The organism is Vibrio sp. YT-19(2023), assembly GCF_033337395.1.
Genome location: NZ_JAWOQN010000020.1, coordinates 24,909 through 50,924 on the forward strand (window position 1 = coordinate 24,909; position 26,016 = coordinate 50,924).

Annotated in this window: 21 protein-coding genes and 1 pseudogene; 13 read left to right on the top strand and 9 right to left on the bottom strand. The window is 44.6% G+C overall.

What is annotated here, in order from left to right; genetic code table 11:
- The first annotated feature begins 58 nt into the window (after positions 1-58).
- The 5 genes and pseudogenes from R7E78_RS15535 (at position 59) to pheT (ending at position 8,032) form a co-directional block, all read left to right on the top strand.
- Positions 59-2,437 (top strand): annotated as a pseudogene (locus R7E78_RS15535) (efflux RND transporter permease subunit).
- Positions 2,438-2,455: 18 nt separating this feature from the next.
- The gene (locus R7E78_RS15540) at positions 2,456-3,247 is read left to right on the top strand and encodes an outer membrane lipoprotein-sorting protein (RefSeq protein ID WP_005385474.1); all 792 of its coding nucleotides are present in this window, start codon (positions 2,456-2,458) and stop codon (positions 3,245-3,247) included.
- A 10-nt stretch (positions 3,248-3,257) separates the two neighbouring features.
- Positions 3,258-4,433 carry a hypothetical protein gene (locus tag R7E78_RS15545; RefSeq protein WP_064368098.1) on the top strand — a complete coding sequence of 392 codons (1,176 nt, stop codon included), beginning with the start codon at positions 3,258-3,260 and terminating at the stop codon, positions 4,431-4,433.
- Between the two features lie 191 nt (positions 4,434-4,624).
- Entirely contained in the window at positions 4,625-5,608 is a 984-nt protein-coding gene (pheS, locus tag R7E78_RS15550) for a phenylalanine--tRNA ligase subunit alpha (RefSeq protein ID WP_005385470.1), read from the top strand.
- Between the two features lie 18 nt (positions 5,609-5,626).
- Positions 5,627-8,032 (top strand): phenylalanine--tRNA ligase subunit beta, encoded by a 2,406-nt coding sequence (gene pheT, locus R7E78_RS15555; RefSeq protein ID WP_149191888.1) that lies wholly within the window; start codon positions 5,627-5,629, stop codon positions 8,030-8,032.
- A 213-nt stretch (positions 8,033-8,245) separates the two neighbouring features.
- Here pheT and R7E78_RS15560 read toward each other — a convergent pair whose 3' ends face one another.
- Entirely contained in the window at positions 8,246-9,127 is an 882-nt protein-coding gene (locus R7E78_RS15560) for an AEC family transporter (RefSeq protein ID WP_149191887.1), read from the bottom strand.
- A gap of 534 nt (positions 9,128-9,661) precedes the next feature.
- Here R7E78_RS15560 and ihfA point away from each other — a divergent pair.
- Positions 9,662-9,958: an integration host factor subunit alpha gene (gene ihfA / locus R7E78_RS15565; RefSeq protein ID WP_005377899.1), complete on the top strand. Its 297-nt coding sequence runs from the start codon at positions 9,662-9,664 to the stop codon at positions 9,956-9,958.
- A 121-nt stretch (positions 9,959-10,079) separates the two neighbouring features.
- Here the strand turns inward: ihfA and R7E78_RS15570 are convergent, their stop codons facing one another.
- Positions 10,080-10,859, bottom strand: coding sequence for a phosphoribosylglycinamide formyltransferase (locus R7E78_RS15570; protein WP_149191886.1), 780 nt, complete (start codon positions 10,857-10,859; stop codon positions 10,080-10,082).
- A gap of 315 nt (positions 10,860-11,174) precedes the next feature.
- Here R7E78_RS15570 and R7E78_RS15575 point away from each other — a divergent pair, with 315 nt between their 5' ends.
- Positions 11,175-11,825, top strand: a complete 651-nt coding sequence (locus tag R7E78_RS15575) for a thiopurine S-methyltransferase (RefSeq protein WP_149191885.1) — start codon at positions 11,175-11,177, stop codon at positions 11,823-11,825.
- Positions 11,826-11,897: 72 nt separating this feature from the next.
- On the opposite strand, the gene purT is transcribed toward R7E78_RS15575, so the two are convergent.
- The 7 genes from purT to R7E78_RS15610 form a co-directional block, all read right to left on the bottom strand.
- Positions 11,898-13,073 (bottom strand): formate-dependent phosphoribosylglycinamide formyltransferase, encoded by a 1,176-nt coding sequence (gene purT, locus R7E78_RS15580; RefSeq protein ID WP_064368105.1) that lies wholly within the window; start codon positions 13,071-13,073, stop codon positions 11,898-11,900.
- 143 nt (positions 13,074-13,216) lie between these two features.
- A complete protein-coding gene (gene cdd / locus R7E78_RS15585) occupies positions 13,217-14,104 on the bottom strand; it encodes a cytidine deaminase (protein ID WP_005377892.1) in 888 nt (295 codons plus the stop codon).
- A 430-nt stretch (positions 14,105-14,534) separates the two neighbouring features.
- On the bottom strand, positions 14,535-15,212 hold the full coding sequence (locus tag R7E78_RS15590) for an LrgB family protein (protein ID WP_005377888.1): 678 nt from the start codon (positions 15,210-15,212) through the stop codon (positions 14,535-14,537).
- A gap of 1 nt (position 15,213) precedes the next feature.
- Complete coding sequence (locus tag R7E78_RS15595) at positions 15,214-15,588, bottom strand: CidA/LrgA family protein (protein WP_005397786.1); 375 nt, start codon at positions 15,586-15,588, stop codon at positions 15,214-15,216.
- A gap of 55 nt (positions 15,589-15,643) precedes the next feature.
- Entirely contained in the window at positions 15,644-17,065 is a 1,422-nt protein-coding gene (gene sbcB / locus R7E78_RS15600) for an exodeoxyribonuclease I (RefSeq protein WP_318058036.1), read from the bottom strand.
- A 158-nt stretch (positions 17,066-17,223) separates the two neighbouring features.
- Positions 17,224-18,597 (bottom strand): L-cystine transporter, encoded by a 1,374-nt coding sequence (locus R7E78_RS15605; RefSeq protein ID WP_005377885.1) that lies wholly within the window; start codon positions 18,595-18,597, stop codon positions 17,224-17,226.
- A gap of 200 nt (positions 18,598-18,797) precedes the next feature.
- A complete protein-coding gene (locus R7E78_RS15610; RefSeq protein WP_053350419.1) occupies positions 18,798-19,487 on the bottom strand; it encodes an NAD(P)H-binding protein in 690 nt (229 codons plus the stop codon).
- 249 nt (positions 19,488-19,736) lie between these two features.
- Here R7E78_RS15610 and cobT point away from each other — a divergent pair, with 249 nt between their 5' ends.
- The 6 genes from cobT (at position 19,737) to R7E78_RS15640 (ending at position 25,970) form a co-directional block, all read left to right on the top strand.
- Positions 19,737-20,780 (top strand): nicotinate-nucleotide--dimethylbenzimidazole phosphoribosyltransferase, encoded by a 1,044-nt coding sequence (cobT, locus tag R7E78_RS15615; RefSeq protein WP_085569560.1) that lies wholly within the window; start codon positions 19,737-19,739, stop codon positions 20,778-20,780.
- Between the two features lie 29 nt (positions 20,781-20,809).
- Positions 20,810-21,586 carry an adenosylcobinamide-GDP ribazoletransferase gene (locus tag R7E78_RS15620; protein WP_258496415.1) on the top strand — a complete coding sequence of 259 codons (777 nt, stop codon included), beginning with the start codon at positions 20,810-20,812 and terminating at the stop codon, positions 21,584-21,586.
- A complete protein-coding gene (gene cobU, locus R7E78_RS15625; protein ID WP_065274411.1) occupies positions 21,583-22,116 on the top strand; it encodes a bifunctional adenosylcobinamide kinase/adenosylcobinamide-phosphate guanylyltransferase in 534 nt (177 codons plus the stop codon). Before R7E78_RS15620 ends, cobU begins: the two co-directional genes overlap by 4 nt.
- Before the next feature lie 11 nt (positions 22,117-22,127).
- Positions 22,128-22,742, top strand: a complete 615-nt coding sequence (gene cobC, locus R7E78_RS15630) for an alpha-ribazole phosphatase (protein WP_005389801.1) — start codon at positions 22,128-22,130, stop codon at positions 22,740-22,742.
- A gap of 128 nt (positions 22,743-22,870) precedes the next feature.
- Positions 22,871-24,667, top strand: a complete 1,797-nt coding sequence (locus R7E78_RS15635) for a M3 family oligoendopeptidase (protein ID WP_054729866.1) — start codon at positions 22,871-22,873, stop codon at positions 24,665-24,667.
- 274 nt (positions 24,668-24,941) lie between these two features.
- Entirely contained in the window at positions 24,942-25,970 is a 1,029-nt protein-coding gene (locus R7E78_RS15640; RefSeq protein ID WP_005377878.1) for a succinylglutamate desuccinylase, read from the top strand.
- Positions 25,971-26,016 lie beyond the last annotated feature (46 nt).

The window sequence follows — 26,016 nt, forward strand, 5'->3', positions numbered from 1 at the left end:
AGCATTTGCTGTTTTTTTAGTTTTTAAATTTGACGAAACGTCACAAAAGGAGAGTGTGATGCCACATCACAACGTTCAACAATACGCCCGTTCAGGGTGGGGTAAGCTACCAACGAATTACAGTGTATTGGTGATGCTTGCTACCGTTTTATTGATTGTCATAGCAACTATTGGAGGAAAAAATCTTTACTTTAGAGGAGATTACGACATCTTCTTTGATGGAACAAATGAGCAGTTACTTGCGTTTGATGAAATTCAAACCACCTTTGCAAAATCTGACAGTCTTGCTTTGGTTATAGCGCCAAAGAGCGGCACTGTTTTTACTCCTAGCACATTATCTCTTATTCAGCAGATCACTGACGAGGCGTGGCAAGTTCCATACTCCACCCGCGTTGATTCCCTCGCTAACTACCAGCATACCGAAGCGTTTGAAGATGATCTTCTTGTCGAAGATTTACTGTATAGCGAATATGAATTGACACCTCAACGAATAGACAAAGTCAAAAGTATTGCGTTGAGTGAGCCGGTTTTGAAAAGTTCACTGATTTCTGAAAAAGGAGATGTCACGGTCGTAAACATTACGGTCCAACTCCCTGAAATAGATAAAACTGCTGAAGTACAAGAGGTGGTTGCTTACATAAACGGAATGATTGAGCGTTATCAGCAAGTGTACCCAGACACGGAATTCCACAAGGCTGGTATTATTGCAATGAACTACGCGTTTATGACCGCAGCCCAAGATGATAGCGCAACATTAGTGCCAACTATGTTACTAGTGATATTGGTGTTTCTGACCATCATGTTGCGCTCATTGCTTAGCGTCATCGCGACGCTCATCGTTATTATCGGCTCGGTTATGGTTACAATGGGCTTGTCAGGATGGGCTGGTATGTTCTTAAGCACGGCGACCGTTAATGTGCCTACCTTGGTGATGACGCTTGCCGTCGCAGACTGTGTACACATCATCACGACAATGCGTCAGTCTATGCAAAACGGCTTTAGTAAAGCCCACTCTATTGAGCGAAGTATTGCGCTCAATTTCATGCCTATCTTGATTACCTCCATTACCACCGCGATCGGCTTTTTAATGATGAATATGTCGGATTCTCCAATCCTGAGAGATTTCGGCAACCTATCAGCCCTTGGCGTCATGGTTGCTTGTTTCCTTTCCATCACGTTACTTCCCGCCTTGCTTAATATCCTTCCGGTTACGGTGAAGTCGGATACTTCTGATGAAAGAAAGCACTTTATGGATCATTTAGGAGATTTCGTGGTGTCAAAGCGACATGCGTTATTGCCGTTGTCGGTGCTTGTTATTGTCGCGAGTGCGAGCTTGATTCCGCTGAACAAAGTCAATGATGAATCCGTCGAGTACTTTGGCCATAGCAATGAATTTCGCCGAGCGGCTGATTTTATGGAAGAGCGAATCAGTGGCATGGCGAACATCAGTATCGCGATAAAAACTAACGAATCGTAGGGCATTGCCGATCCTAATTTTCTCAATTCCGTGGGTAAATTTACTGACTGGCTAAGGTTGCAGCCAGAAACGGACCATGTTGCGACCTTGAGCGATGTTTATAAGCGCCTAAACAAGAACATGCATGGAGATGATCAGGCTTATTACTCGCTCCCTCAAGACAGAGAATTAGCGGCTCAATATCTGCTGCTTTATGAAATGTCACTACCGTATGGTTTAGATTTGAACAACCAAATCAATGTAGATAAGTCGTCGATCAAGATGGTTCTCACCGTGGAGAACTTGGGCAGCGTCGAGCTTGTTGATTTGGAAAATCGCATTTACCAATGGTTTAACGAAAACGCGCCTCAATATGATGTTGTTGCGTCTAGTCCTTCATTGATGTTTGCGCATATTGGTGAAACGAATATGGCCAGCATGCTGTCAACCTTGCCCATTACTCTTGTCTTAATCTCTGCATTACTGATCTTTGCCTTGCGTTCGTTCAAGCTTGGCTTAATTAGTCTTGTCCCGAATATTGCTCCTGCGCTTATTGGTTTTGGTATTTGGGCGCTGGTTTCTGGCGAGATTAACTTGGGATTGTCTGTCGTTGTGACATTAACGCTTGGTGTTGTTGTCGATGACGCCGTTCACTTTCTTTCTAAATATCAACACGCTCGTAAAGATGGCCACAGTGCGGAGCAAGCGGTTCGCTACGCCTTTCGTACCGTGGGGCGCGCACTCTGGATTACGACGGTCGTGCTTGTTGCTGGTTTCTCTGTTCTGGCGATGTCGAGCTTCCGTTTAAATGCCGATATGGGACAGTTGAGTGCCATTGTCATCTTTATTGCCCTTGTTGTGGATTTCATCTTTCTACCGACTCTACTGATGTTGTTTGACAAAGGCGTCTACGACGAGGTGGACCGCCGAAACAAGCTTAAATCAACTGACTCTCAAACCACGGCTGTTACTCAGTCATAACGAATCAAAGGATTGAACATGAATTTACTAAAAAATGCCTTAAAAGTATCTGCACTTTCTGTCTCGCTTTTTATGAGTCATGCGGTGTTAGCGGATGAAGCGAAAGGATTAGAGATTGCTCAAGAGCGCAAAGCCCGTGATGAAGGGTGGGGGGATTCTGTTGCTACGATGCAAATGATTCTGCGAAACGCGCAAGGAGAAAGCAGCACACGTTTAATGCGCTTACAATCACTTGAAGTTGATGGCGATGGTGACAAAGGGCTCACGATATTTGATGAACCGAGAGATGTAAAAGGCACGGCGTTTCTCAACCATTCACATACGGTGGGTGCCGATGACCAATGGCTTTACCTTCCTGCACTGAAACGTGTGAAACGTATTTCCTCGCGTAACAAATCAGGTCCTTTTATGGGCAGTGAATTCGCGTATGAGGATCTCAGTTCCTTTGAGATTGAAAAATACCGTTTCAACTACCTAAAAGATGACAGCATAAACGGGCAAGATGTTTTCGTCGTAGAGCAAATTCCGACCGATAAGAACTCAGGTTATACCAAGCAAACGGTGTGGTTAGATAAAGCGCATTATCGTCCACTTAAAGTTGAGTTTTACGACCGCAAAGGCTCTTTGTTAAAAACGCTTTCTTTTTCCGATTACAAGCAATATCTCAACCAATATTGGCGAGCGCACACTATGGCGATGACAAACCATCAAACAGGAAAAAGTACTGAGCTAACGACTAGCGAAATGCGTTTTAACACTGGATTACAAGACAATGACTTTCATAAGAATGTGTTGAAGCGAGTGAGGTAGTGGAGGAAAAATGAAGCGATTAAATGTTGGGTTGTTGCTTAGTGCAGCAGCCTTTTTTTACTCGATGCCTCTGACTGCCGTCGAGCTCGCAGGACAAGTCAATATTGAGCATCGTCAGTTTTTTAAAACGGGCTCTCAGGGTCAGAGCAAAGCGCAAACGTCATTGGTTTTGCAGCCAGAATTTTACTGGGAGATGCAAAATGGTGATGCAAACTTTACTTTCACACCTTTCTATCGTCTGGATGGTCTAGACGATGAGCGAAGTCATGGCGACATACGAGAGGCACTTTATCTGACTTATTGGGATGATTATGAGCTTCGAGTTGGGATTAGTAAGGTCTTTTGGGGAGTGACTGAATCAGCCCATTTAGTTGATGTAGTAAACCAAACAGATGCCATTGAAGCCGTCGATGGTGAAGATAAACTCGGTCAGCCGATGTTACATTTTACCTCTTTCAAAGACTGGGGCACCGTCCACGCAATGTTATTACCTTACTTTAGGGAGCGAACGTTTGCGGGTACAGATGGTCGCTTGCGAACCGACCCCGTTGTCTCTGATGATGCTATTTATGAATCAAGCAGAGAAGAGAAGCACGTAGATGTGGCTTTTCGATATTCGAAAATGCTTGGCGATTGGGACGTAGGCCTAAGCTATTTATATGGAACAAACCGGGATCCTTACTTTCGTTTAGAGTACGGAGAATTAAAGCCTTACTACGCTCTGATGAGTCATGTCGGTCTCGATGTGCAAGGAATTGTTGGCGATTGGTTATGGAAACTAGAAAGTGTTTATCGAGATAGCGCTGATAATCATGTCGGTCTTGTGACGGGTTTTGAGTATACCTTCGTCGGTGCATTTGACACGGTTTGGGATGTGGGGGTTATTGGTGAGTACCTCTATGACAGTCGTGGAAACAACGCACAAACTATCGGTCAAAATGATGTGTTTGCAGGTATTCGTTGGGCGCTCAATGATGAGGACGGAACGGAAGTATTGACGGGAATCACGAAGGATTTAGATAATGCTGATGTTTACAATGCTAAGTTAGAGGCGTCGAGCCGAATATCGAATCACGTTAAGTGGCAAATTGATGCTTGGTTGTTTAAAAATGAAACACCAAATGATTTGCTCTACTTCGCTAGAGATGACGATTTTATCGAGCTATCTATTCAATACTATTTCTAAAACAAAAGGGCACAACTAAACGGCAGATTAACTAAAGATGACATTTTTGACGTTTTTGTGCTCTTTTTATTCAATAACCTCTTCTTTTCGTAATTCAATTTGGCATTGGTGCCCGGTTTGGCTACTATGTACAGCTATCAAAAAACCAATCACTCCCTTATGGACACTACCTACAGGTAGATGAGGAAACGATGCAACATCTAGAAGAGATCATTGCTAGCGCGAGCACTGCAATTGAAGCTGCCGAATCGCTAGTCGCACTTGATGAAGTGCGTGTTCAGTATCTGGGTAAAAAAGGTGAGCTAACTGCTCAACTTCAAAGCCTAGGCAAACTACCACCAGAAGAACGCCGTGAAGCTGGTCAAGAGATCAACAAAGCGAAAGGCGTAGTTCAGCAAGCTATCGCAGCTCGTAAAGATGCACTACAACGTGCTGAGCTTGAAGCGAAACTAGCAGCAGAAACAATCGACGTAACACTACCAGGTCGTCGTATTGAAAACGGTGGTTTACACCCAGTAACTCGTACTGTAGAGCGTATTGAGAAGTTCTTTGGCGAACTTGGTTTTAACACCGAGGCTGGCCCAGAGATCGAAGATGCATTCCACAACTTCGATGCGCTAAACATCGCAGCTGATCACCCAGCGCGTACTGACCACGATACTTTCTTCTTCAACCCAGACTTGATGCTTCGTACTCATACGTCAGGCGTACAGATCCGTACGATGGAAAATGGTAAACCACCATTCCGTTTCATCGCACCAGGCCGTGTATACCGTAACGACTACGACCAAACGCACACGCCAATGTTCCACCAAGTGGAAGGCATGCTGGTTGATGAGAACGTAAACTTTGCTCAGCTGAAAGGCATCCTGCACGATTTCCTATGTAACTTCTTCGAAGAAGAAGTAGAAGTACGTTTCCGTCCATCTTACTTCCCATTCACTGAGCCTTCAGCTGAAGTAGACGTGAAAGGCAAAAACGGTAAATGGTTAGAAGTGCTAGGCTGCGGTATGGTTCACCCGAACGTGCTACGTAGCGTAGGTATCGATCCTGAAAAATACTCTGGTTTCGCATTCGGTATGGGTGTTGAGCGTCTAACAATGCTTCGTTACGGCGTGAACGACCTACGTGCGTTCTTCGAGAACGATCTTCGTTTCCTAAAACAGTTCAAGTAATCCAGAGGGTTCATCAACATGAAATTCAGCGAATCATGGCTTCGTGAGTGGGTAAACCCTGCGGTTACTACTGACGAGCTAACTCACCAAATTACAATGGCCGGTCTAGAGGTAGACGACGTTCTTCCTGTTGCTGGTTCTTTTACTGGCGTTAAAGTCGGTCACGTTGTTGAATGTGGTCAACATCCAGATGCAGACAAACTGCGCGTAACTAAAGTTGACGTGGGTGAAGAAGAGCTTCTAGACATTGTTTGTGGCGCACCTAACTGTCGCCAAGGTCTGAAAGTAGCAGTAGCAACAGTTGGTGCTGTTCTTCCAGGTGATTTTAAAATCAAAAAAGCGAAACTACGTGGCCAGCCATCTCACGGCATGCTTTGTTCGTTCACTGAACTAGGTATCGACGTTGAGTCAGACGGCATCATGGAACTAGCAGAAGACGCAGTAATCGGTACTGATTTCCGTGAATTCCTAGGTCTAGACGACGTAACAGTAGACGTAGACCTAACAGCAAACCGCGCTGACTGTTTCAGCATTCGTGGTCTAGCTCGTGAAGTTGGCGTACTAAACCGTGCTGACGTGACTGAGCCATCAGTAGAAGCAGTTGCCCCTTCAATCGACGATAAAGTGTCTATCGAAGTGAAAGCTCCTGCTGCGTGTCCTCGTTACCTAGGTCGTGTTATTAAGAACGTAAACGTTCAAGCTGAAACACCACTATGGATGCAAGAGAAACTGCGTCGTTGTGGTATTCGCTCTATCGACCCTGTAGTAGACATCACTAACTACGTTCTTCTAGAGCAAGGCCAACCAATGCACGCATTCGATCTAGCGAAGATCGAAGGTGGCATCGTAGTTCGTATGGCTGAGCAAGGTGAGAAGCTAACGCTTCTTGACGGCAACGAAGCAGAACTAAACGCAGATACACTAGTAGTTGCTGACCATAACAAAGCACTTGCAATCGCAGGTATCTTTGGTGGTGAAGAGTCTGGTGTAACAACTGAGACTAAAGACGTTCTACTAGAGTGTGCATTCTTTGCACCTGACCACATCCGTGGTCGCGCACGCAGCTACGGTCTGCACACTGACTCTTCAATGCGTTTTGAGCGTGGTGTGGATTACGCACTACAAGTGAGCGCAATGGAGCGTGCAACACAGCTTCTTGTTGAAATTTGTGGCGGTGAAGTAGCACCTGTTGTTGCAGTAGAGTCTGAAGCAGACTTACCTAAGCCAAACAAAGTTGCTCTACGTCGTACTAAGCTAGACAACCTGCTAGGTCACCACATTGCAGATAGCGACGTAGTAGAAATCCTAGAGCGTCTAGGTTTGACGGTTGAAGCTTCAGAAGAAGGTTGGATGGCAGTAGCGCCAACATGGCGTTTCGATATCGCTATCGAGCAAGACCTGATTGAAGAAGTTGGCCGTATCTACGGTTATGACAACATTCCTAACCAACACCCAGCAGCAGCACTTAAGATGCACAACCACGTTGAAGCGGATCTTCCACTGAAACGCGTTCGTGATCTTCTTGTTGATCGTGGTTACCACGAAGCAATTACATACAGCTTCGTTGAGCCTGAGCAACAAAAGCTAGTTGTACCTGGTGTTGAGCCTCTAGTGCTTCCAAACCCAATTTCTGCAGACATGTCAGCAATGCGTCTTGGTCTTATCCAAGGTCTGCTGAACACGGTTGTTCACAACCAGAAGCGTCAACAGCCACGCGTTCGTCTATTCGAATACGGCCTACGTTTCATCCCATGTGAAACTGCAGAAAACGGCATGCGCCAAGAGCCTATGCTTGCAGGTGTTATTGCTGGTACTCGCGGTGAAGAACATTGGGATATCGAAACTAACACGGTTGATTTCTTCGACCTTAAGGGCGATCTAGAAGCGATTCTAGAGCTATCTGCGAACGAAAAAGCGTACTCTTTCGCTGCACTGTCACCTGAAAGCAAAAAAGCTAACCCAGCTCTTCACCCAGGTCAATCTGCGGCAATCATCGTAGACGGCAAAGAAGTAGGCGTGATCGGTACCGTTCACCCTGAGCTTGAGCGTAAGTTCGGTCTAAATGGTCGCACTATCGTATTCGAAATCGAATGGTCTGCAATCAACAGCAAAGTGATCCCAGAAGCGGTAGCACTTTCTAAATTCCCTTCAAACCGTCGTGATATCGCGGTAGTAGTGGATGAAGCTGTTGCATCTGGTGACATCGTTAACGCTTGTCTAGAGCAAGGTGGCGAGTTCCTTAAAGATGCGAAACTGTTCGACGTTTACGTAGGTAAAGGCGTTGAAGATGGTAAGAAGAGCCTAGCAATCGCTCTGACTCTACAGTCACTTGAGCGTACGCTTGAAGATGCAGATATCGCTGGTGCGGTTGACGCTATCGTTGCTCACGTTTCTGAGAAGTTTGGTGCGTCTCTGCGTGACTAATCTCGCGTAACGTATCTTCTTAAGAAATGAAAACCCTGCCAGTTTGGCAGGGTTTTTTATTTTTAGGATTACCTTATCGTTGTTCAAGTTCCTTACTGCTCGCACCACCCCTCATTATTTTAAAATACTAGACCAAACTAGGGATGGCCCTTACCCGAGATTAGGAACGTATTGTTTTTCAGCTAATACACGCTAACGATAGCTTATTGGCGGTTAGGCAGCGAGTGAGAGGGTATAGCTAAGCAGAAGAGGCAGCGTAAGAATGCTGAAAAAGTTGCCAAATAGTACCATTGATGCCACCTTCATGGGTTCTATATTCAGTCTTTCCGCAAATAGGTAATTCATGACGGCTGGTGGCAGCATTGTGAAGAGCACCATCATTTGCAATTGCATCGTTGGAAGGGGAATTAACCAATAAATAAGTGCAAAAGCGACAGCACCAGTTGCCAGTGACTGCACGGTACACAACACACCAATCTTTAAACCGTCCAACCGTAAATGACACATTTGTGCCCCCAGAGATAAAAGCATCACGGGTACGGCCGCTTGCCCAAGTAGAGCAGTGGTTTCGTATAAAGGCGCCCATGCACCCACATTTGACACGTTGAGAAACAGAGCCAGAGACGCTGCTAAAAAGATTGGCATCTTGACTATTTGCTTAAAAGGGTTGCCATGACTAAGCAGCATTACGCCTAAGCTGATATGCAAGCATGCTGACACGACAAATAAAAGCACTGCTGAGGACAGCGCAATTTCTCCAAACGTATAGGTAAACAAAGGAATAGCTAGATTTCCGCTATTGCGAAACATATGTGGTGGCGCCCAGGTTTTAAACGAGAGTGACGTCCATCGACATACCGGGAGCATGAGTAGTGCGGGAATTAAAACCGCGACAATTGCCGCCAAAAGAAGCGGCCCCTGATTTGAATCGAGCGGCATGCTAACGAGTGACGAAAATACCAGTGCTGGCGTAAATACCTCAATATTAATGCGGTTTATTGGGCGAAAGTCAGGCTTGATGTAACGACCGACCAAATAGCCAACTCCGACAAGAGCAAAAACAGGGAAAAGAATATTTATGATTTGATTAATCATGGTCGCCTAGAAGCAGTGTAAGAAGCTAATGAGGAAATACACGAACTTCCACATTATCAATCTTTGTATATGGCGTCATCGTTAAACAGCGAGAAGCGTGGGTTTAATCAAGCTTTCTAAGCACAGTTGCAAAGTACAGGTGGTCATACCTTTTAATCTAATTGTTACGTATCGAGTTACATACAAATCACTGAATTTACGACAAGTTCTATGTCAAGTGTCTGTTAAATAACCAATATCTGATATTTTTATTAAATAGTGTTTAATGTTGATATTTAAACTAATTTTAGTTTTATAGTCTGGATGTTTTTCCTGATAAAGATGAAACGAAAACAAAAATATCAAATTTCTGGCGTTTAACAATAATTTACGTAGTGCTATTCCTTTTGTTCGCCAAGAAAAAAGTTGGCGAAAATCATAAGCTTGTCATACACTTCCTGATGTAACCCCGATATGTTGTTGAATTGGTAGGGTAAAACTGCTCTGGCGCTACACTAACGTAGCATTGTTTAACATAGCTTTGAGGAAAGTTTTATGGCGCTCACAAAAGCCGAACTGGCAGAAAACCTGTTTGATAAATTAGGATTTAGTAAGCGGGACGCCAAGGAAACGGTGGAAGTGTTCTTTGAAGAGATTCGTAAGGCACTGGAAAGTGGCGAACAGGTAAAACTGTCAGGTTTTGGTAACTTTGATCTTCGTGACAAGAATGAACGACCTGGTCGTAACCCGAAAACTGGTGAAGATATTCCAATTACTGCTCGACGTGTAGTGACTTTTCGCCCGGGTCAGAAGTTAAAAGCTCGTGTAGAAAACCTGAAGAAAGTACAGTAAGCCGAATAAATGGATCACGCTAAGGCGTGGTCTTTTTTTGCGTAAAATTCGTGTGCATACAAATGAAAACCACCGCAATGCGGTGGTTTTTCTGTTTATGAGAGACGCTTAATGATATCGGTTACGCCGCTTCTAGATGCGTTGTTAAGTATGGTTGCCATGCTTGTTGGTACAAGTTCTTAGACTGTGTACGCATGTTGTGAATAGAGGCAAGCTCTATTTCGCTTAGCTCACGTTTTTCCAACATCGCTTGACGTTCTAGTTTCTGGATTTTTTCGTATAGGTCGTGTTCGGGACCGCTTTTTACATCTGCGATTGCTTTCAAGTGCAGTTGAACTTCGGCTACTAGGTTTGTTTTTGGTAAACGAACGAGCAAGTTCAAGTCTCTATATCCTGAAGGGCCAGGTTTTTTGAATCGATTTTTTACTTTCACAATCGTTGTTTCACGCTCTAACGTTTCATAAATGGAGACTAAACTCGCGACGTCTTCAGCTACAATCGTTGCACGTGCTAGGTCAGTAATACGTTCAACTTTCCCATCTAACTCTAAAGCTATCTTTTCTTCTGCTCGTTGTTTGGATTTCACGCCTGCGAAGTATGGCTGAGCGTCATTAAGAAGTGCGGTACTTTTACAGATAGTTTCAAGTTCAAATTGCGCTTGGTGAGCTTTGCTGTAAAGAATGTCGAAGTCAGAATATGGCTGAGTTGGTGTGGTGTCGATTGACTGAATGCCATATAAACCGCTAAGGCTGTGTTTAAAAAGTTTCGAACAAACTTCGTTTTGGCTGGTTGAACGATTTTGTTCGCCATTAGGCGCAGGGGTAATTGGAAGTGCGGCAAATGCCGGTGCACGGCTAAGTACCAAAAGCATCAATGCTGTAGTACGAAGAAATAAGCTCATTCACTCTCCTTAACTTGCTTGTACTTAGAAAATAGGGAACATAAAGGTCGCTAAGTTCGGCAAATCAGGTACTAACTTATAAATGGGGCCATTACGAAAGATTCCAAGGTTTCAGTTTTATCTTGAAGTAGAATCGTGCGTTAGATCACCATTTCTCTTTTCTTTATTCTGATTATCAGATAAAGGCGCGTCTCCTATGAGACCGATTACATCCTATCACCGCAGTATTAACCAAAGATGAACGGCATAGACAAATTGAAAAAAAACGTTAGTCTTACCTCTCAAAATGAAAACAGCCGACAAGTAGAAAGTAAAATGAGAGACCAAGAATTTTGGCATAACAAATGGGCCAGCAATCAGATCGGATTTCACTTGGAAGATGTAAACCCGCTATTACCAGTATATTGGAAACACACTAATCCAAAGCGTGAAGATAAAGTGTTAGTTCCTTTATGTGGAAAGTCAGAAGACTTGATTTGGCTAGCGATGAAGCATGATTCGGTTGAAGGCGTTGAGCTAAGCCATATTGCTGTGCGTGCCTTTTTTGCTGAACATTTTTACACGCCAACGGTAACGCCTCTTAATGGCATGCACGAGCTTTATCAATTTGATGAGCTCTCTATTTATACTGGGGACTTTTTCACTGCACCAGTATCTCAAGCCGATATCATTTATGATCGCGCCGCGTTGGTTGCTTTACCGCAAGATATGCGAGAGGAGTATGTAGAGCGTCTCAAGCAACTGCTGAACCCAGGCGGTCGTATTTTGCTTGTTACACTCAACTATCCTCAAGAAGAGATGGTGGGGCCTCCATTTAGCGTGCCGGTCGAAGAAATTGAGCAGTTATTTTCAGGTTACAAAGTTACTTGTTTGAACGTAGATGAAGCTGACGAGAATCATCCTAAAATTGCGAAAAAAGGCTTAAGTCGCTTCTCTGAAGAAGTGTACTTAATCCAGAGTGAATAGGCTCTCTTCGGTTTGGAACACGAAATAGCGCAGCAATTTGAGCTGCGCTATTTTTGTATGAGTGGTTCGTATTTAATAAATGATATTCACTTTTGAAGCACTTTCAACAGCATCTTGAACGGCTTCTTCGGTGGTTTTTCGTCGCGTAAGGACAACACCTAAACGGCGGCGACCATCGATTTCTGGCTTACCGAATAGACGAACTTGTGTTTGAGGTTGAGCTAAAGCTTTGCTTAGGTTTTCAAAGCGAATGTTTGTGGAAGTCCCTTGTCCAAGAATAACAGCAGACGCAGATGGGCCATATTGCACAATATTATTAATTGGCATTCCGGTAAACGCGCGCACGTGGAGAGCAAACTCAGACATTTCCTGCGAAATCATTGTAACCATACCCGTATCGTGAGGGCGAGGAGAGACCTCATTGAAAATGACTTTATCGCCTTTGACAAACAGCTCTACACCAAAGATGCCGTAGCCACCGAGCGCGTTTACCACTTTCTCAGCCGTGTATTCAGCTGCTTTTACTGCGTTTTCTGACATAGCTTGCGGTTGCCATGATTCGCGGTAGTCGCCATCTTCCTGACGATGACCAATTGGAGCACAGAAATGCACACCGTCAACGGCTCTGATGGTCAATAAAGTGATTTCGTAATCGAAGTCGATAAAACCTTCCACGATAACGCGACCTGCACCCGTACGCCCGCCTTCCTGAGCGTAATCCCATGCTTTTGTAACGTCGTCTTCGGTCTTGATAACACTTTGCCCTTTACCTGAAGAGCTCATCACAGGCTTCACCACGCACGGAATACCCACATGCTCAACCGCGGCTTTGAAGTCTTCAAAATTATCTGCAAAACGATAAGGTGAAGTCGTCAATTCCAGTTCTTCTGCTGCCAAACGTCGGATACCTTCACGATTCATTGTTAGCCTGGTTGCCTTAGCGGTTGGAACAACATTCAGTCCTTTTTCTTCAAGCTCTACCAGTTTGCCGGTTGCGATGGCTTCAATTTCTGGTACGACGTAAGTAGGTTGTTCCTTCGTAATAACTTCTTCTAAGGCGTTCCCATCTAACATGTCGATAACATAACTACGGTGAGCAACTTGCATCGCTGGAGCATTGGCATAGCGATCACAAGCAATCACTTCTAAACCAAGTCTCTGGCATTCAAGGGCGACTTCTTTACCGAGTTCGCCAGAGCCTAAAAGTAATACACGGGTAGCATTTGCGCTAGTTGCAGTGCCAAACATAGTGTTCCCTTACAAAATAGAGTGATGAGACAGAAATTGCAGGAGATCATACTGAAGTTTTATGACAAAGCAAACGTTTGCTTTTGGTTTTTAGGTAATAAAAAAGCTCTACATGTTGTAGAGCTTTTTGTTGAATTTGTCGTTTATACGTTGACAAAACTAAGCGGAATATCTGGATTCAACGCTTCCAACGTTGATTGCGTATCGGCTAAGTGACTGATCTTACCTTCAGAGTTTTCTACCAATGCAGCGGCTTTGATGCTGTCAAAGGTTTCACCCGCAAGTAAAACTTGGATTAGCGCAACTTGTAGCGGTGGCAAGCTAGGATTAAACGCTGCATTTTCTGCATAAGCACCTTGGAATACACGGCCGCTAGTCATCTCTAATGCTAAACCACTCAAGTTGTTGGTGTATGGAGAGTGGCTCATGTTCATCGCTTCAACTGCACTTTGGATGAGTGCGTCTTCATCATCACATGAGAATTGGTGTTTAACTTCTGCCATTAAGCCGGACTCGATACCGAGATCGTTTGGTCCAAAGGCTTCAGGCAGGTATTCATGAAGTGACTTTTCTTCACGTTCTGGGAGCTGGATTTTAAGCTCGTTTGCGGTAGATAACTCATTCATGAACTGGCGGCAGTGACCACATGGGCTGAAGTTGATAGTGATATCCTTAACACCACGTTCTCCTTTCATCCAAGCATGGCTAATCGCAGACTGCTCTGCGTGAACCGTTTGACCCAACTGTACACCAAAGAATTCCATGTTGGCACCGAAGTAAAGGCGACCTGAAAGACCACGAACGATAGCGCCGACATAAAAGTCAGAAAGGGGAGCATAGGAGTACGCTGCGGCAAAAGGAAGTAGCGCAACACGAAGCTCTTTGTCTGATAGACCGGTAGCTGAAAGCAACTGCTCAAATTGTTGAACTGAAAGCGTAGCATCAAAATCATCAGCTTGGATGATAGGAGCAAGTTGTTTGGAAAGTGCTTCTGGAGCGCCTGCTAGCGCCTGTTCAATGCGACTTTTCATGTTGAATCCTTGTTATTGCATGGACAGTTATTCTATGTGAAAGATAGAAATGTTCCGTGCGTTAGATCACGATAAATAATGCAATTGATAATTCCGTTACATAATTAGAGTGAGCTCACACATTTATTCGATTGCACAGGTGTGAAGCGTTATCTCCGTCTCACAATTAACCATATCAGTATATATTCATATGACCAAGGAGCAGGAGTATGTTGCCAACGCGACTTTTACCGCTATGCTACTTTATACCTACGTAATCTAGAGCGAGTGGTAGCAGCTAGAATGCTAACGCTATGAATGTATATCTCGATCAAGTCCCTTCACGATATTACTGGGTGAGGTTGATAGATAAGATAGGGTTTTGAAAAGGGTAAGGAAGAAGCGGAAAGGCTACGGCCTGCCGGAAGGAGGGCAGACCGAGAGCGCTTAACTATTGATATAGCCAGACCGCCAAAGCAAAAAAACTTGGAGCCAAAATAGAAGTTATGATCCCACATAAAACCAATGCGAGTGATGAGAACGCGGCATCAATGGGCTGTTTCTCTGCACATGTCGCGGTGCCTAAGGCATGAGACACGGTACCCATTGTTAGGCCACGTGCAATCGGGTGTTTAATTCCAATTAAGTTGTAAATTGGGTATGCCAAAATCGCGCCCAATAAACCAACAATCAGAACCAAGATCGCCGCAACGGCAGCTTCACCACCGAGGTGACTCGAAATTTCCATTGCTATTGGCGTAGTGACGGATTTACCCACTAGACTTGCGATTAAACTGATATCCGCTTTGAAAGCGACTGCGATCAAGGTGGTTGTCATCATCGACATCACACTGCCTACTGTGCAAGCAAAAGTGATGATTCGCCAGTTTGCTTTAATCTGTGGTAGTTGTTCATATAGTGGATAAGCCAGAGCAACTACGGCTGGTTGAAGTAAAAAACTGATCCCTTCGTTATCCGCATAATACGTTTCAAACGGTACATTTAAGTAAGTAAGCAAAGGAATGAGCACTGCAATACTGATCAGCAAAGGATTTGCTAGAGGATTATTCACTTTGATTGCAATTTGGCGCGCGACAAGAAAAACCGCAATGGTAACAACTAACCACATATCAGTGCTTCTCCTTTAACAAGTAGTCCAGCAGCCAAGCGAGGCTGACTAGTACAATGAGTGAGCCTCCAACTGCGCTAGCAATGATAGGGAGGGCATTAGCGAGTAGCATATCGAAATGTTGCATTAATCCCACGCTAATAGGAACGAACAATAAGATCATATAGCGGATAAATAGCGTGGCGCCCGGTTTGACCCAGTCGACTTTTACAAGCCCAAGAGTCATGGAGAAAAACAGTACGAGCATACCGATGACACTTCCTGGAACGGAAACGCCAGTGAACTTTTGAATGGTAATTCCGATGCCAAGTGCTCCCATGATGAGGAAGATTGAAATGAGCAGTTGGATCAGTTGTAAGAATCGTTCTTTAATCATTTTGACAGTATATAAACAACAAGCACACCATAAGGTGCGCTTGTATTAGGAGGAGTTAGGAAGCTAAGCTCTCTACATAACAGTACACGGATTTTAATATCGCAATCTTCTTTTCGTCACTTTCATGTTCGTGAACTAAGTTTTCTAAATTCAGCATGTACTCTTCAATTTGGCTTTCAAACACTTCTCGACAGTGTAGTGCCCAGCGTCTTTGTTCTTGCTCGTCTAATGTGCCTGGGAAGTTACGCGCACGATAGCGGAACAATAGAGGTTTAATACGCTTGTCATCAAATTCAATGTCTAATGCAGCAAGATTATTCGGGTCGGTTTCTCGAATGATATCCATAGCTGCGCGATCAGCCGGAGAAAAGAACCCGTCGTAAAGCTGTGTATCGACGTCATCACTTTTATCGAATTTACGCTCGACTGAAAAGAGGCTAATCAGCTTTTCTCTAATTTCAGGATGTTGGCGCAACAAAGCGAGATTAGCGAGACATTGCTGGCGATCAATGCCAATAGACTCTGCATTTTCAGCCGTTAACGTTTTTGCAGGGGCGAGAATAGGGCATTTGTTCAAATGAACTAGTTTAACTGGCACTGGTAGCAATTCACCAAGATCTTCGCGCTTAGTGTAGAGTCTTTCGTGCAGCTCTTCTGCGGATAGCTCAAGAATAGGTTGAGGGTCTTTCGCTAAATCGATGGTGATAACGGCATTATTATTGGTTGGATGCCAAGCAACAGGCACAATCCAGCTAGTGTACTGGCATTCGCGCCCTAACATGCCTGAAACGTGCATCAACGGTGTCATGTTGACGATGTCGACTAAATCATTGAGCTTGCGCTTTTGGCGCATAGAAAAAAAGTAATCAAACAATTTTGGTTGCGCTGCTTTTACTTTCTTTGCCATTTCGATAGTCGCAATCACATCTGCCATGGCATCGTGCGCGTTACTATGTTCTATGCCGTTAGCCACAGACAAGTGTTCTAATTTAAAGCTAGTGAAGCCATCTTCGTTTTCTGGCCATTCTACGCCTTCTGGGCGAAGGGCATGGCACGCGCGTAGTACATCGAGTAAATCCCAACGCGAGTTACCGTTTTGCCAACTCCATGCGTATGGATCGATAAAGTTGCGATAACAAGTATAACGGGTCACTTCGTCATCAAAGCGAATGCTGTTGTAGCCTAAACTGGTGGTATTTGGTCTCGCGAGTTCAGCGTGAATCTTAGCGATAAACTCTGGCTCAGAAAGGCCTTCTTGAACCGTTTTTTTCGGAGTAATACCAGTAATAAGCGCAGCTTCAGGAGACGGAAGATAATCAGCAGGTGGCTGGCAGTACATGACTAAAGGCTCGCCGATGATATTAAAGTTTTCATCTGTACGAACACCAGCAAACTGGCTTGGGCGATCTTTCGCGGGGTTGGTTCCCCATGTCTCATAATCAAAGAAGAAAAAAGTGGGCTGATTATCTTGGTGCATTCTGCTTACCGTTTACAAAACCGATGACAGTATTAGACCATTCAACGCCTTGACTAGCAACGAAAGATGCAAGTTGAATTTTTTGAAAATGAAAAAAGCCGATGGCGAACCATCGGCTTGATATTTTACGTTTTATCGCTTTGGAAGGAATTTGAGTTCTATGCTCGTGTTTCTTCCAATGTTGCTTCACTTTCTGGTGACTTCAGCACTCGGCTAGCAATTGTACCCGCAGTCATTGAGCCTGAAACGTTTAGTGCGGTACGTGCCATGTCAATCAATGGTTCAATAGAGATAAGCAGCGCTGCGATGGTCACAGGTAAGCCCATTGCAGGAAGAACAATCAAGGCTGCAAACGTCGCACCGCCGCCGACACCTGCAATACCAAATGAGCTGATGGTGATAATCGCAATCAATGACAGGATAAAGTGTAGATCAAGTGGGTTGATGCCCATTGTTGGAGCTACCATCACTGCCAGCATTGCAGGATAGATACCCGCACAGCCGTTTTGGCCGATAGTGGCACCAAACGATGCTGATAGGTTTGCAATCGCTGGTGGTACGTTAAGCTTGGTGATTTGCGCTTCTACGTTTAGTGGAATTGTTGCTGCTGAGCTACGAGATGTAAACGCGAAGGTCAGTACAGGCCAGATTTTCTTAAAGTATTCCGCAGGGCTAACGCCAACAAAAGAGACCAATACGCCATGAACAACAAACATCAGTGCGATAGCAACATAAGACGCCACAATAAAGCCAAGTAGGTTTAGGATGTCGCCTGCGCTTGATGTCGCTACCACTTTTGCCATCAGTGCTGCGATGCCGTATGGCGTTAGGGCCATTATCATCTTCACTAATCGCATAACGATAGATTGAGCAGCTTCTACGAAAGTACGAATCGGTGATTCCAACTCTGCTTTTTCCATCATCACTTTACGAGCGGCGATACCAGTTAACACGCCGAAAATCACAACAGCGATAATTGATGTCGAGCGAGCACCTGTTAGATCAGCAAATGGGTTGGTTGGAATGAAGCTAACTAGCATTTGAGGAATAGTTAGGTCACTTACTGTACCGGCACGGCTTTCTAAAACGGCGATACGAGCGGTTTCACGCGCGCCTTCAGTTAAACCTTCTGCTGAAAGGCCAAATGTCGTTGTCACCAAGATACCGATAAGTGCAGCAATTGCAGTCGTTACTAGAAGAACAGAGATGGTCAGGCCAGAAATTTTACCTAATGATCCACCTTTCTCCAATTTAACAACTGCAGAGATCATCGATACCAACACCAGTGGCATGATGACCATTTTCAGTAGACCAACGTAGCCACTGCCTACAATGCCTACCCATTCAAGTGTTTGAGCAATTGCGCTGTTACCTTCACCGTGAATGAGTTGCAAAGCAAGACCAAAAAGAGAACCGGTAACAAGACCGATCAAAACGAGACGTGAAAGAGTGTGTTTCTTTTGTTGTTGATTAAATAGAAAGAACAATATTCCAACAAAGACGGCTAGAGAGGCTATCACTGCAAAATTCATAATTTGACCTTATCAACCAACCTAAGTGGCGGTTGTTTTTTATACGGGGTTTTATACGGATTTATTTATGGAGCGTAAGATAACGCTCGTGATATAACTTTAAAAATGACAAACGGGTATTAGCTAGATCTAAAATGAATATAAAAACGAGATCTAAGTCGCGTGAGAGTGTGAATTAGCACGTTAATTGTACAAAATGGTTATTCGTAGTGATGCAGTAAGTCACGCATTTCTTTCCTTTGTAAGTAAACCACCGAGTCTTCTTGATAACTGAAAAGTTGATAAATCATCGCTTTGGCGACATCTTCTGCTCGAATAGGTAAAAAGTTGGACAGTTTGCCAAGCATAAGTGGGCGAATTACCTTAAACAGAGTTTGTACTAACTTCTCGTCCATTCTTGGGTTTTGACGTTGACCAACAAGCGGGCCTGGGCGAACAAATACGATTTCCTCAAAATCCATAGCTTCGATTCGTTGTTCCATTTGTCCTTTACAAGCTAAGTAATGGGATGGCGATTTACTATTTGCACCGAGGCTAGAAACAACCGCAAGGCGTTTGACTCCGATTGTTTTCATTTGTTGGGCGACTTTGCACACCAGATCAACATCTACTCTACGCAAATTATCCTTACTGCCCGCTTGCTTAAGGGTCGTGCCTAAACAGATAAAGCCGATGGTTGGTGTTGGTTGGTTCTCATCCCATTGGTGGATAGAAAGGTCTGCATCAATGAGAGGAATAAGCTTGTTGTCCACATCTAGGACGCCATCGAGTGGGCGGCGAGAAAGATAATATAATGTTCCAACACCTGATTGATTTATGAGGTTTGCAATGACTTTTGAGCCTACTAAGCCAGTTGCACCGGCGATGATTGCGCAGGTGTTGTTATCCATATCTTTTCTCCTATATGGGAACATAGTCTAAGCTATTGTAGCGGATTTCAACGAGTTACTTATAATATCGTGCAAGAAAGGTGAGACGCTCTGCGAACTCGGCAGACTATCCTGAGATAAACTTGATTAGCGCTGCCCCAATTGGATGCAAGTGTATACAATAGTGGGGCGCGCAAAAACTGTCGCTGAACAAGACCTCTTGAACAACAGAACACCTCTCACCCAGACAACATCAAAGGAACGTAAAAAATGGATGACTCTTTTGCTGCGGAGATACAAGCACGCATAGATAACAAAACCAAACCCGTCGGTTCTTTAGGCTTATTGGAAAAGGTGGCACTGCAGTTAGCTCTTATTCAAAGTCAGGATAAACCTCAGCCAGTTGATTCCATCGCTATCTGCAAACCGAGCATGCTGGTATTTGCTGGAGATCACGGCGTTGCAGAGGAGGGTGTGAGCATTGCGCCAAGCGAAGTCACTCAGCAAATGGTGGCTAACTTTCTCGCTGGCGGCGCAGCCATCAACTGTTTTTGCGACATTAATGGCATTCAACTCAAAGTAATAGATTGCGGCATGTTGGCTCCTATTGATGTGCTGGTTCCAGAATTTAAATCCCATCCCAACTTGGTTGAACAACGGTTGGGTAACGGTACGGCTAATTTTTCTAAACAATCTGCGATGTCCCCAGAACAAGTGGCGTTAGGTTTAGAATATGGTGCGAAGATTGCTGAGCATACCATTTTGCATGGTTCAAACCTCTTAATGTTCGGCGAGATGGGCATCGGTAATACCAGTTCGGCCTCAGCACTGTTATCGGCGCTGAGCTCATTAGATATTGATTATTGTGTTGGCGTTGGCACCGGAATCAATCAACAGCAGTTGAGCCGCAAATATAAACTGGTAGCACAGGGGGTAAACCGATGTCGAGGTCTTGATACCAAAGCGATTCTCGCACAGGTTGGGGGCTTTGAAATCGTACAAATGGTGGGCGCTTTTTTAGAAGCCAAGCGGCTTAAAACTCCAGTTTTAGTGGATGGGTTTATCGTATCGGTAGCGGCTTATATTGCGACGTTGTTAGACGAAGAAACGCGTGAATACATGTTGTTTGCCCATCGCTCTGAAGAAAATGGACATAAATTTGTATTGGAACATCTTAAAGCAGAACCTCTGCTCGACCTTGGTTTACGGCTAGGGGAGGGAACAGGAGCCGCTCTTGCCTTGCCTCTGTTAAAAGCTGCTGCCCAGTTTTACAACAAAATGGCGAGCTTTGAGAGTGCAGGAGTTACAGTTTAGTGTCAGTCCCTGATAATTCTGAGAAAGTCATGCCGTCATCGTTAAGATACCAGTGGGAGTTATTTCTATTAGCTACCAGTTTTTTTAGCCGCTTACCCGTGCCCCAAGCGTTGCCTTACAGTGAAGAACGCATGAATCAGGCAGGCCGTTACTTCGCGTTAGTTGGTCTCGTGCTTGGAGCGCTTTGCGCTTTGGTATTCTCGCTCACCTCAATTCTTTTCCCTGAGTCGGTTGCCATAGTATTAACGATGGTGTTTAGCTTATTGTTAACTGGGGCTTTTCACGAAGACGGCTTGACCGATATGGCGGATGGCATTGGCGGTGGCATGACCGTAGAGCGACGCCTCTCTATTATGAAAGACAGTCGTATTGGCACTTATGGTGCCGCCACTCTCATTATGGCGTTATTGGCTAAGTATGTTTTTTGGAGTGAACTGGCTAACTTGCCGCACTTTTGGTTGGTCATTGTCGTCGCTTACACCGCAAGCCGAGCACTAGCAGCGACGCTTATTTATGACATGCCTTATGTCAGTGACAGTGATACGTCGAAAAGTAAACCGCTAGCAAGTCGCCAGTCTTCTCTAGAAGTCTCCATTTTGTTGTTTACTGGTGGCGTAACATTGCTTGTGCTTGGTATCGCGGATGCGATCTTGATATCGCTTGTTCTCGTGGTATTTCGTTTGATGTTCAAACGTTGGTTAACCAAGAGAATTGGCGGCTTTACGGGGGATTGCCTTGGCGCAGCGCAACAGTTGTCGGAACTGCTTATTTATCTCACTATGATTGGGTTGTATCACTCCTCATGAAGCAATTGATACTCGGTGGCGCGCGCTCTGGGAAGTCGCATTTGGCAGAAAAAACAGCTAAGCAATTATCGGTCGCTTCTCATCGATCATTACACTATGTTGCAACCGCGCTGCCATTTGACCAAGAAATGCGAGAGCGAATAGCGCATCATCAAAAGCAACGCGGGGGCGAGTGGCAAGAGCATGAATGCCCCCTTCATTTATCTGAGTTACTGACAAATTTCGCTATCACCGATGTTGTATTGATCGACTGTTTAACCTTGTGGCTCAACAATTGGATATTTGAGTTAGGTGATGAATGTTCCAATGAGAAGCTAGAAGCAGAAATTGAAAAGCTTATACAGGTGGTACGTGGCTCAGATGCGACGTTAATATTCGTCTCTAACGAGGTTGGAATGGGCATTGTACCTTTGGGGGCGGTTAGTCGTTATTTTGTGGATAATGCAGGACGGATGAATCAAAAACTAGCCAGTGTTTGCCATCGCGTTACCTTTGTTGCTGCTGGTTTGCCGTTGGTTCTTAAAGAGTAGGATGGAACAAAATGAAAACACTCAATATCTATCTTGTGCGTCATGGAAAAGTAGACGCTCCACCAGGACTCCATGGCCAAACAGATGTAAAAGTTACGCCTGCTGATCAAGAGAGTATTGCTCGGGCTTGGGCCGAGAGTGGACGAGGTGTGGGTGGAATAATTTCTTCTCCGCTTTCACGCTGTCAAGAACTGGCAAACATCATTGCTGAACAGCAATTATTACCAGTAATGACGGATGAGTCTTTACAAGAGATGGCATTTGGTGATTTTGATGGTATGCCTTTTGATATGCTCACTGAGCAGTGGAAAAAGCTAGATGCTTTTTGGCAATCGCCAGCACAACATACGTTGCCGAATGCTGAGAGCTTAAGCACATTTTCTGAGCGCATATGTCGCGTTTGGTCTCAAATCATCAACGATATCAATGACAATCTACTTATCGTCACGCATGGTGGCGTCATTCGTATGATTCTTGCTCATGTATTGGAGTTAGATTGGCGTAACCCAAAGTGGTATTCGACGTTGTCGATAGGAAACGCTTCTGTCACGCATGTAACAGTTACCATAGATGAGCAAATTTACGCCTCGGTGCGTTCGATTGGCGTACCTCTTTTAACTCGTTAATTTATAAATATTAAAATGCCCAGAACGATATTGCTTACGGGCATAGTCACGGAAGATGTCAGTGGAAGCCCATCTGCTAGGTGCAGGAAGCGAAAATTGACTCAGTTACATAAAAAGGAAATATAGAAATGACAACGCCGAGTTGGGATTTGTCCATCGTTTATAACGACCTTTCTGACCCACGAATTCAAGACGATATTGCTCTTGTGGAACAATGTATTGATCTTTTGAATAAACAATCAGCAGATTGTGGCAACGTAGAGATCATGCAAAATGCGATTTTGACCAATGAAGCCGCGAGTCGTTTAGCGGGTACAGTTGCAAATTTTGCGAGTTGTTATGCTTCTGTTGATGCAACAAACGCCGAAGCGAAATCGTTACTTGGTAAAATGACCCGCATCTTTTCGGAGCTTTCCCAAGCGTTCAGTCCCTTTGATTTGACACTAACGCATGCCGACGAAGAGTTTATCTTGCGCGTGTTAGACCATGAGAATCCTGATATCAGTGGGCAAGCTTTTTCTATCTTGAATTCTAGAAAGTTGGCGGATACTCGTCTTAGCAACGCAGAAGAACAGTTACTGGCTGCGATGAGTGTGGATGGCAAATCGGCTTGGGGTAACCTATACGATAACCTGACTGGCTCATTGAAAGTGAAGCTTGAGTACACAGATGGTAATAGTGAAGAGCTTGGGTTTTCTCAAGCGGCAAGCATTCTTTATGGTTCTGAATTCGAGCGTCAAGAAGCCGCGTGGCGAGGCGTACAAGATGCAATGCAAACGCACCAAGAATCATTCGCTGCGATTTTGAATGCGTTAGCAGGATGGCGCTTAACTGAAAACAAAAAGCGTTCTACGAAGCGTGAAGTTCACTTCCTAGAGCCGAGTTTGCATGGTAGCCGAATCCAAGCTGAAACTTTAAATGCGATGATGACCGTAGCCAAAGACAGTCGAGCTATTGGTCAGAAAGCGGGTTTATTGATGGCGCAAGTACATGGTCTGGATGAGATGAAACCTTGGAATCATCTGGCGGCTATGCCTGCTTTGAGCGGTGAAGCGAAGGTTTACGACTTTGATGAAGCGATTGATGTTATTTGTGAAGCATTTGAAACAGTAAACCCTGAGATGTCGGAGTTTGTCCGTTTGATGGTACAAAATGGTTGGATTGATGCCGCGCCAAATGCTAACAAGCGTCTTGGCGCATACTGCACCAAACTGCCAGCAACGCGAACACCACTTGTGTTTATGACTTGGAGTGGCAGTCGGTCAGACCTTATGACTCTGGCACATGAACTTGGCCATGCGTTCCATAACTGGGTTATTCGTGATTTGCCACTTTGCCAAACTTACTACCCAATGACGTTAGCAGAAACCGCCTCTATCTTTGCAGAAAACATCGTTCGTGATCATTTGATTTCGAAAGCGGAGAGCGTTGATGAAAAGCTCGAGATGTTGTGGGAAGAGTTGTCATCTGCGCTAGCTTTAATGATCAACATTCCGGTTCGCTACGAGTTTGAAAAATCGTTCTATGAACGCCGCCAGGATGGAGAGTTAACCGCAGATGAATTCTGTGAGTTGATGTCAGAAACTTGGAAAGAATGGTATGGCGACGTAATGAGCGAACCGGATCCGTACTTCTGGGCAAGCAAGCTGCACTTTTCTATTGATAGCGTGAGCTTTTATAACTACCCATACCTATTTGGTTTCTTGTTTAGCAAGGGTATCTATGCACAGCGAGAAAACAAAGGCGAAGCGTTTTACACCGATTACATCAATTTGCTGCGCGATACAGGCTGCATGATGGCGGAAGATGTCGTCGAAAAGCACCTGTCGATGGATTTAACCCAGCCAACGTTTTGGCAGCAGAGTGTTGAGCTAGTGCGTGAAAAAGTCGATGAGTTTGAGCGTTTGCTCGCACAGCGCGGCTAAGTTTTTCGCAGTGTTGATGCATAATCTGCTTTATAGCTACAAAAATTTGATCAAATCATAATGATCTTAATCAGGGCTGTGGTAAAGTTCACAGCCCTAACACTTTGTAATTGTTTGAAAATTAAACGCCTCAATGCTTGATTTGAGTGCCTGGCGCGAAAAGGCATCGGATTTTCGAGGGAAATAGTGATTTCTACTCATAAGTGAGATCGCAGCAACAAAAATCCTTTGTACAATTTATTAACATATCCGCCGTGCTATTAAGGAGTAACGCATGACGAAGTCTCTCTTTCGCCAATCGTTTTTAACTGACACGTTAGATGTTCATATTGATGTTGCACCAGCGGAGCAGGTGCTTTCTAACGGTGTAAAACTTAAACTCTATCAGCGTGGTGTATTAGAAGTAATCCCTGCGAATTATACTCAGGATACGAAGAACATCATCATCTCTTGTGGGGTTCACGGAGATGAAACCGCACCGATGGAGCTGGTGGATTCCATTATTCAAGACATAGAATCTGGGTTCCAGACGGTCGATACCCGTTGTCTGTTCATTATCGCTCACCCAGAGTCCACTCTGGCGCACACGCGATTCCTTGAAGAAAACCTCAACCGTTTGTTTGACGAAAAAGAACACAAACAGACAAAAGAGCTTGTTATCGCCGATACGCTTAAGCTGCTTGTTCGAGATTTTTATCAGGATACCGACCCGACAACACGCTGGCACCTTGATTTACACTGCGCGATTAGAGGCTCGAAGCACTATACGTTTGCAGTAAGTCCTAAGACTCGTCATCCTGTGCGCAGCAAAGCATTGATCGATTTCTTGGACAGTGCACACATTGAAGCAGTGCTCCTGTCAAACTCACCATCGAGCACGTTTAGCTGGTACAGTGCCGAGAACTTTGGTGCGCAGGCTCTCACAATGGAGCTTGGCCGTGTGGCTCGTATCGGTGAAAATGACCTCGATAAACTGACCGCGTTTGATTTGTCTTTACGTAATTTGATTGCGGAAACGAAGCCAGAACACTTACCAAAACCATGCATTAAGTATCGCGTAAGTCGCACAATCGTTCGTTTGAACGAAGACTTTGACTTTATGTTCGACGACAATGTTGAAAACTTCACCTCATTTGTTCACGGCGAAGTGTTTGGTCATGATGGCGACAAACCATTAATGGCGAAGAATGAAAACGAAGCGATTGTCTTCCCGAACCGCCACGTCGCAATAGGTCAACGTGCAGCTCTGATGGTTTGTGAAGTGAAAACCCGTTTTGAAGAGGGTGAGTTGGTTTACGATTAATCCAACATTGCTTTGAGAAGTTAATTGCAATTTACCGAGGCTTAAC

Excerpts from the sequence above, each read along its gene's own strand:
- R7E78_RS15540 (WP_005385474.1), top strand. The coding sequence starts at position 2,456 with ATGAATTTACTAAAAAATGCCTTAAAAGTATCTGCACTTTCTGTCTCG.
- R7E78_RS15545 (WP_064368098.1), top strand. The coding sequence starts at position 3,258 with ATGAAGCGATTAAATGTTGGGTTGTTGCTTAGTGCAGCAGCCTTTTTT.
- pheS (WP_005385470.1), top strand. The coding sequence starts at position 4,625 with ATGCAACATCTAGAAGAGATCATTGCTAGCGCGAGCACTGCAATTGAA.
- pheT (WP_149191888.1), top strand. The coding sequence starts at position 5,627 with ATGAAATTCAGCGAATCATGGCTTCGTGAGTGGGTAAACCCTGCGGTT.
- R7E78_RS15560 (WP_149191887.1), bottom strand. The coding sequence starts at position 9,127 with ATGATTAATCAAATCATAAATATTCTTTTCCCTGTTTTTGCTCTTGTC.
- ihfA (WP_005377899.1), top strand. The coding sequence starts at position 9,662 with ATGGCGCTCACAAAAGCCGAACTGGCAGAAAACCTGTTTGATAAATTA.
- R7E78_RS15570 (WP_149191886.1), bottom strand. The coding sequence starts at position 10,859 with ATGAGCTTATTTCTTCGTACTACAGCATTGATGCTTTTGGTACTTAGC.
- R7E78_RS15575 (WP_149191885.1), top strand. The coding sequence starts at position 11,175 with ATGAGAGACCAAGAATTTTGGCATAACAAATGGGCCAGCAATCAGATC.
- purT (WP_064368105.1), bottom strand. The coding sequence starts at position 13,073 with ATGTTTGGCACTGCAACTAGCGCAAATGCTACCCGTGTATTACTTTTA.
- cdd (WP_005377892.1), bottom strand. The coding sequence starts at position 14,104 with ATGAAAAGTCGCATTGAACAGGCGCTAGCAGGCGCTCCAGAAGCACTT.
- R7E78_RS15590 (WP_005377888.1), bottom strand. The coding sequence starts at position 15,212 with ATGTGGTTAGTTGTTACCATTGCGGTTTTTCTTGTCGCGCGCCAAATT.
- R7E78_RS15595 (WP_005397786.1), bottom strand. The coding sequence starts at position 15,588 with ATGATTAAAGAACGATTCTTACAACTGATCCAACTGCTCATTTCAATC.
- sbcB (WP_318058036.1), bottom strand. The coding sequence starts at position 17,065 with ATGCACCAAGATAATCAGCCCACTTTTTTCTTCTTTGATTATGAGACA.
- R7E78_RS15605 (WP_005377885.1), bottom strand. The coding sequence starts at position 18,597 with ATGAATTTTGCAGTGATAGCCTCTCTAGCCGTCTTTGTTGGAATATTG.
- R7E78_RS15610 (WP_053350419.1), bottom strand. The coding sequence starts at position 19,487 with ATGGATAACAACACCTGCGCAATCATCGCCGGTGCAACTGGCTTAGTA.
- cobT (WP_085569560.1), top strand. The coding sequence starts at position 19,737 with ATGGATGACTCTTTTGCTGCGGAGATACAAGCACGCATAGATAACAAA.
- R7E78_RS15620 (WP_258496415.1), top strand. The coding sequence starts at position 20,810 with ATGCCGTCATCGTTAAGATACCAGTGGGAGTTATTTCTATTAGCTACC.
- cobU (WP_065274411.1), top strand. The coding sequence starts at position 21,583 with ATGAAGCAATTGATACTCGGTGGCGCGCGCTCTGGGAAGTCGCATTTG.
- cobC (WP_005389801.1), top strand. The coding sequence starts at position 22,128 with ATGAAAACACTCAATATCTATCTTGTGCGTCATGGAAAAGTAGACGCT.
- R7E78_RS15635 (WP_054729866.1), top strand. The coding sequence starts at position 22,871 with ATGACAACGCCGAGTTGGGATTTGTCCATCGTTTATAACGACCTTTCT.
- R7E78_RS15640 (WP_005377878.1), top strand. The coding sequence starts at position 24,942 with ATGACGAAGTCTCTCTTTCGCCAATCGTTTTTAACTGACACGTTAGAT.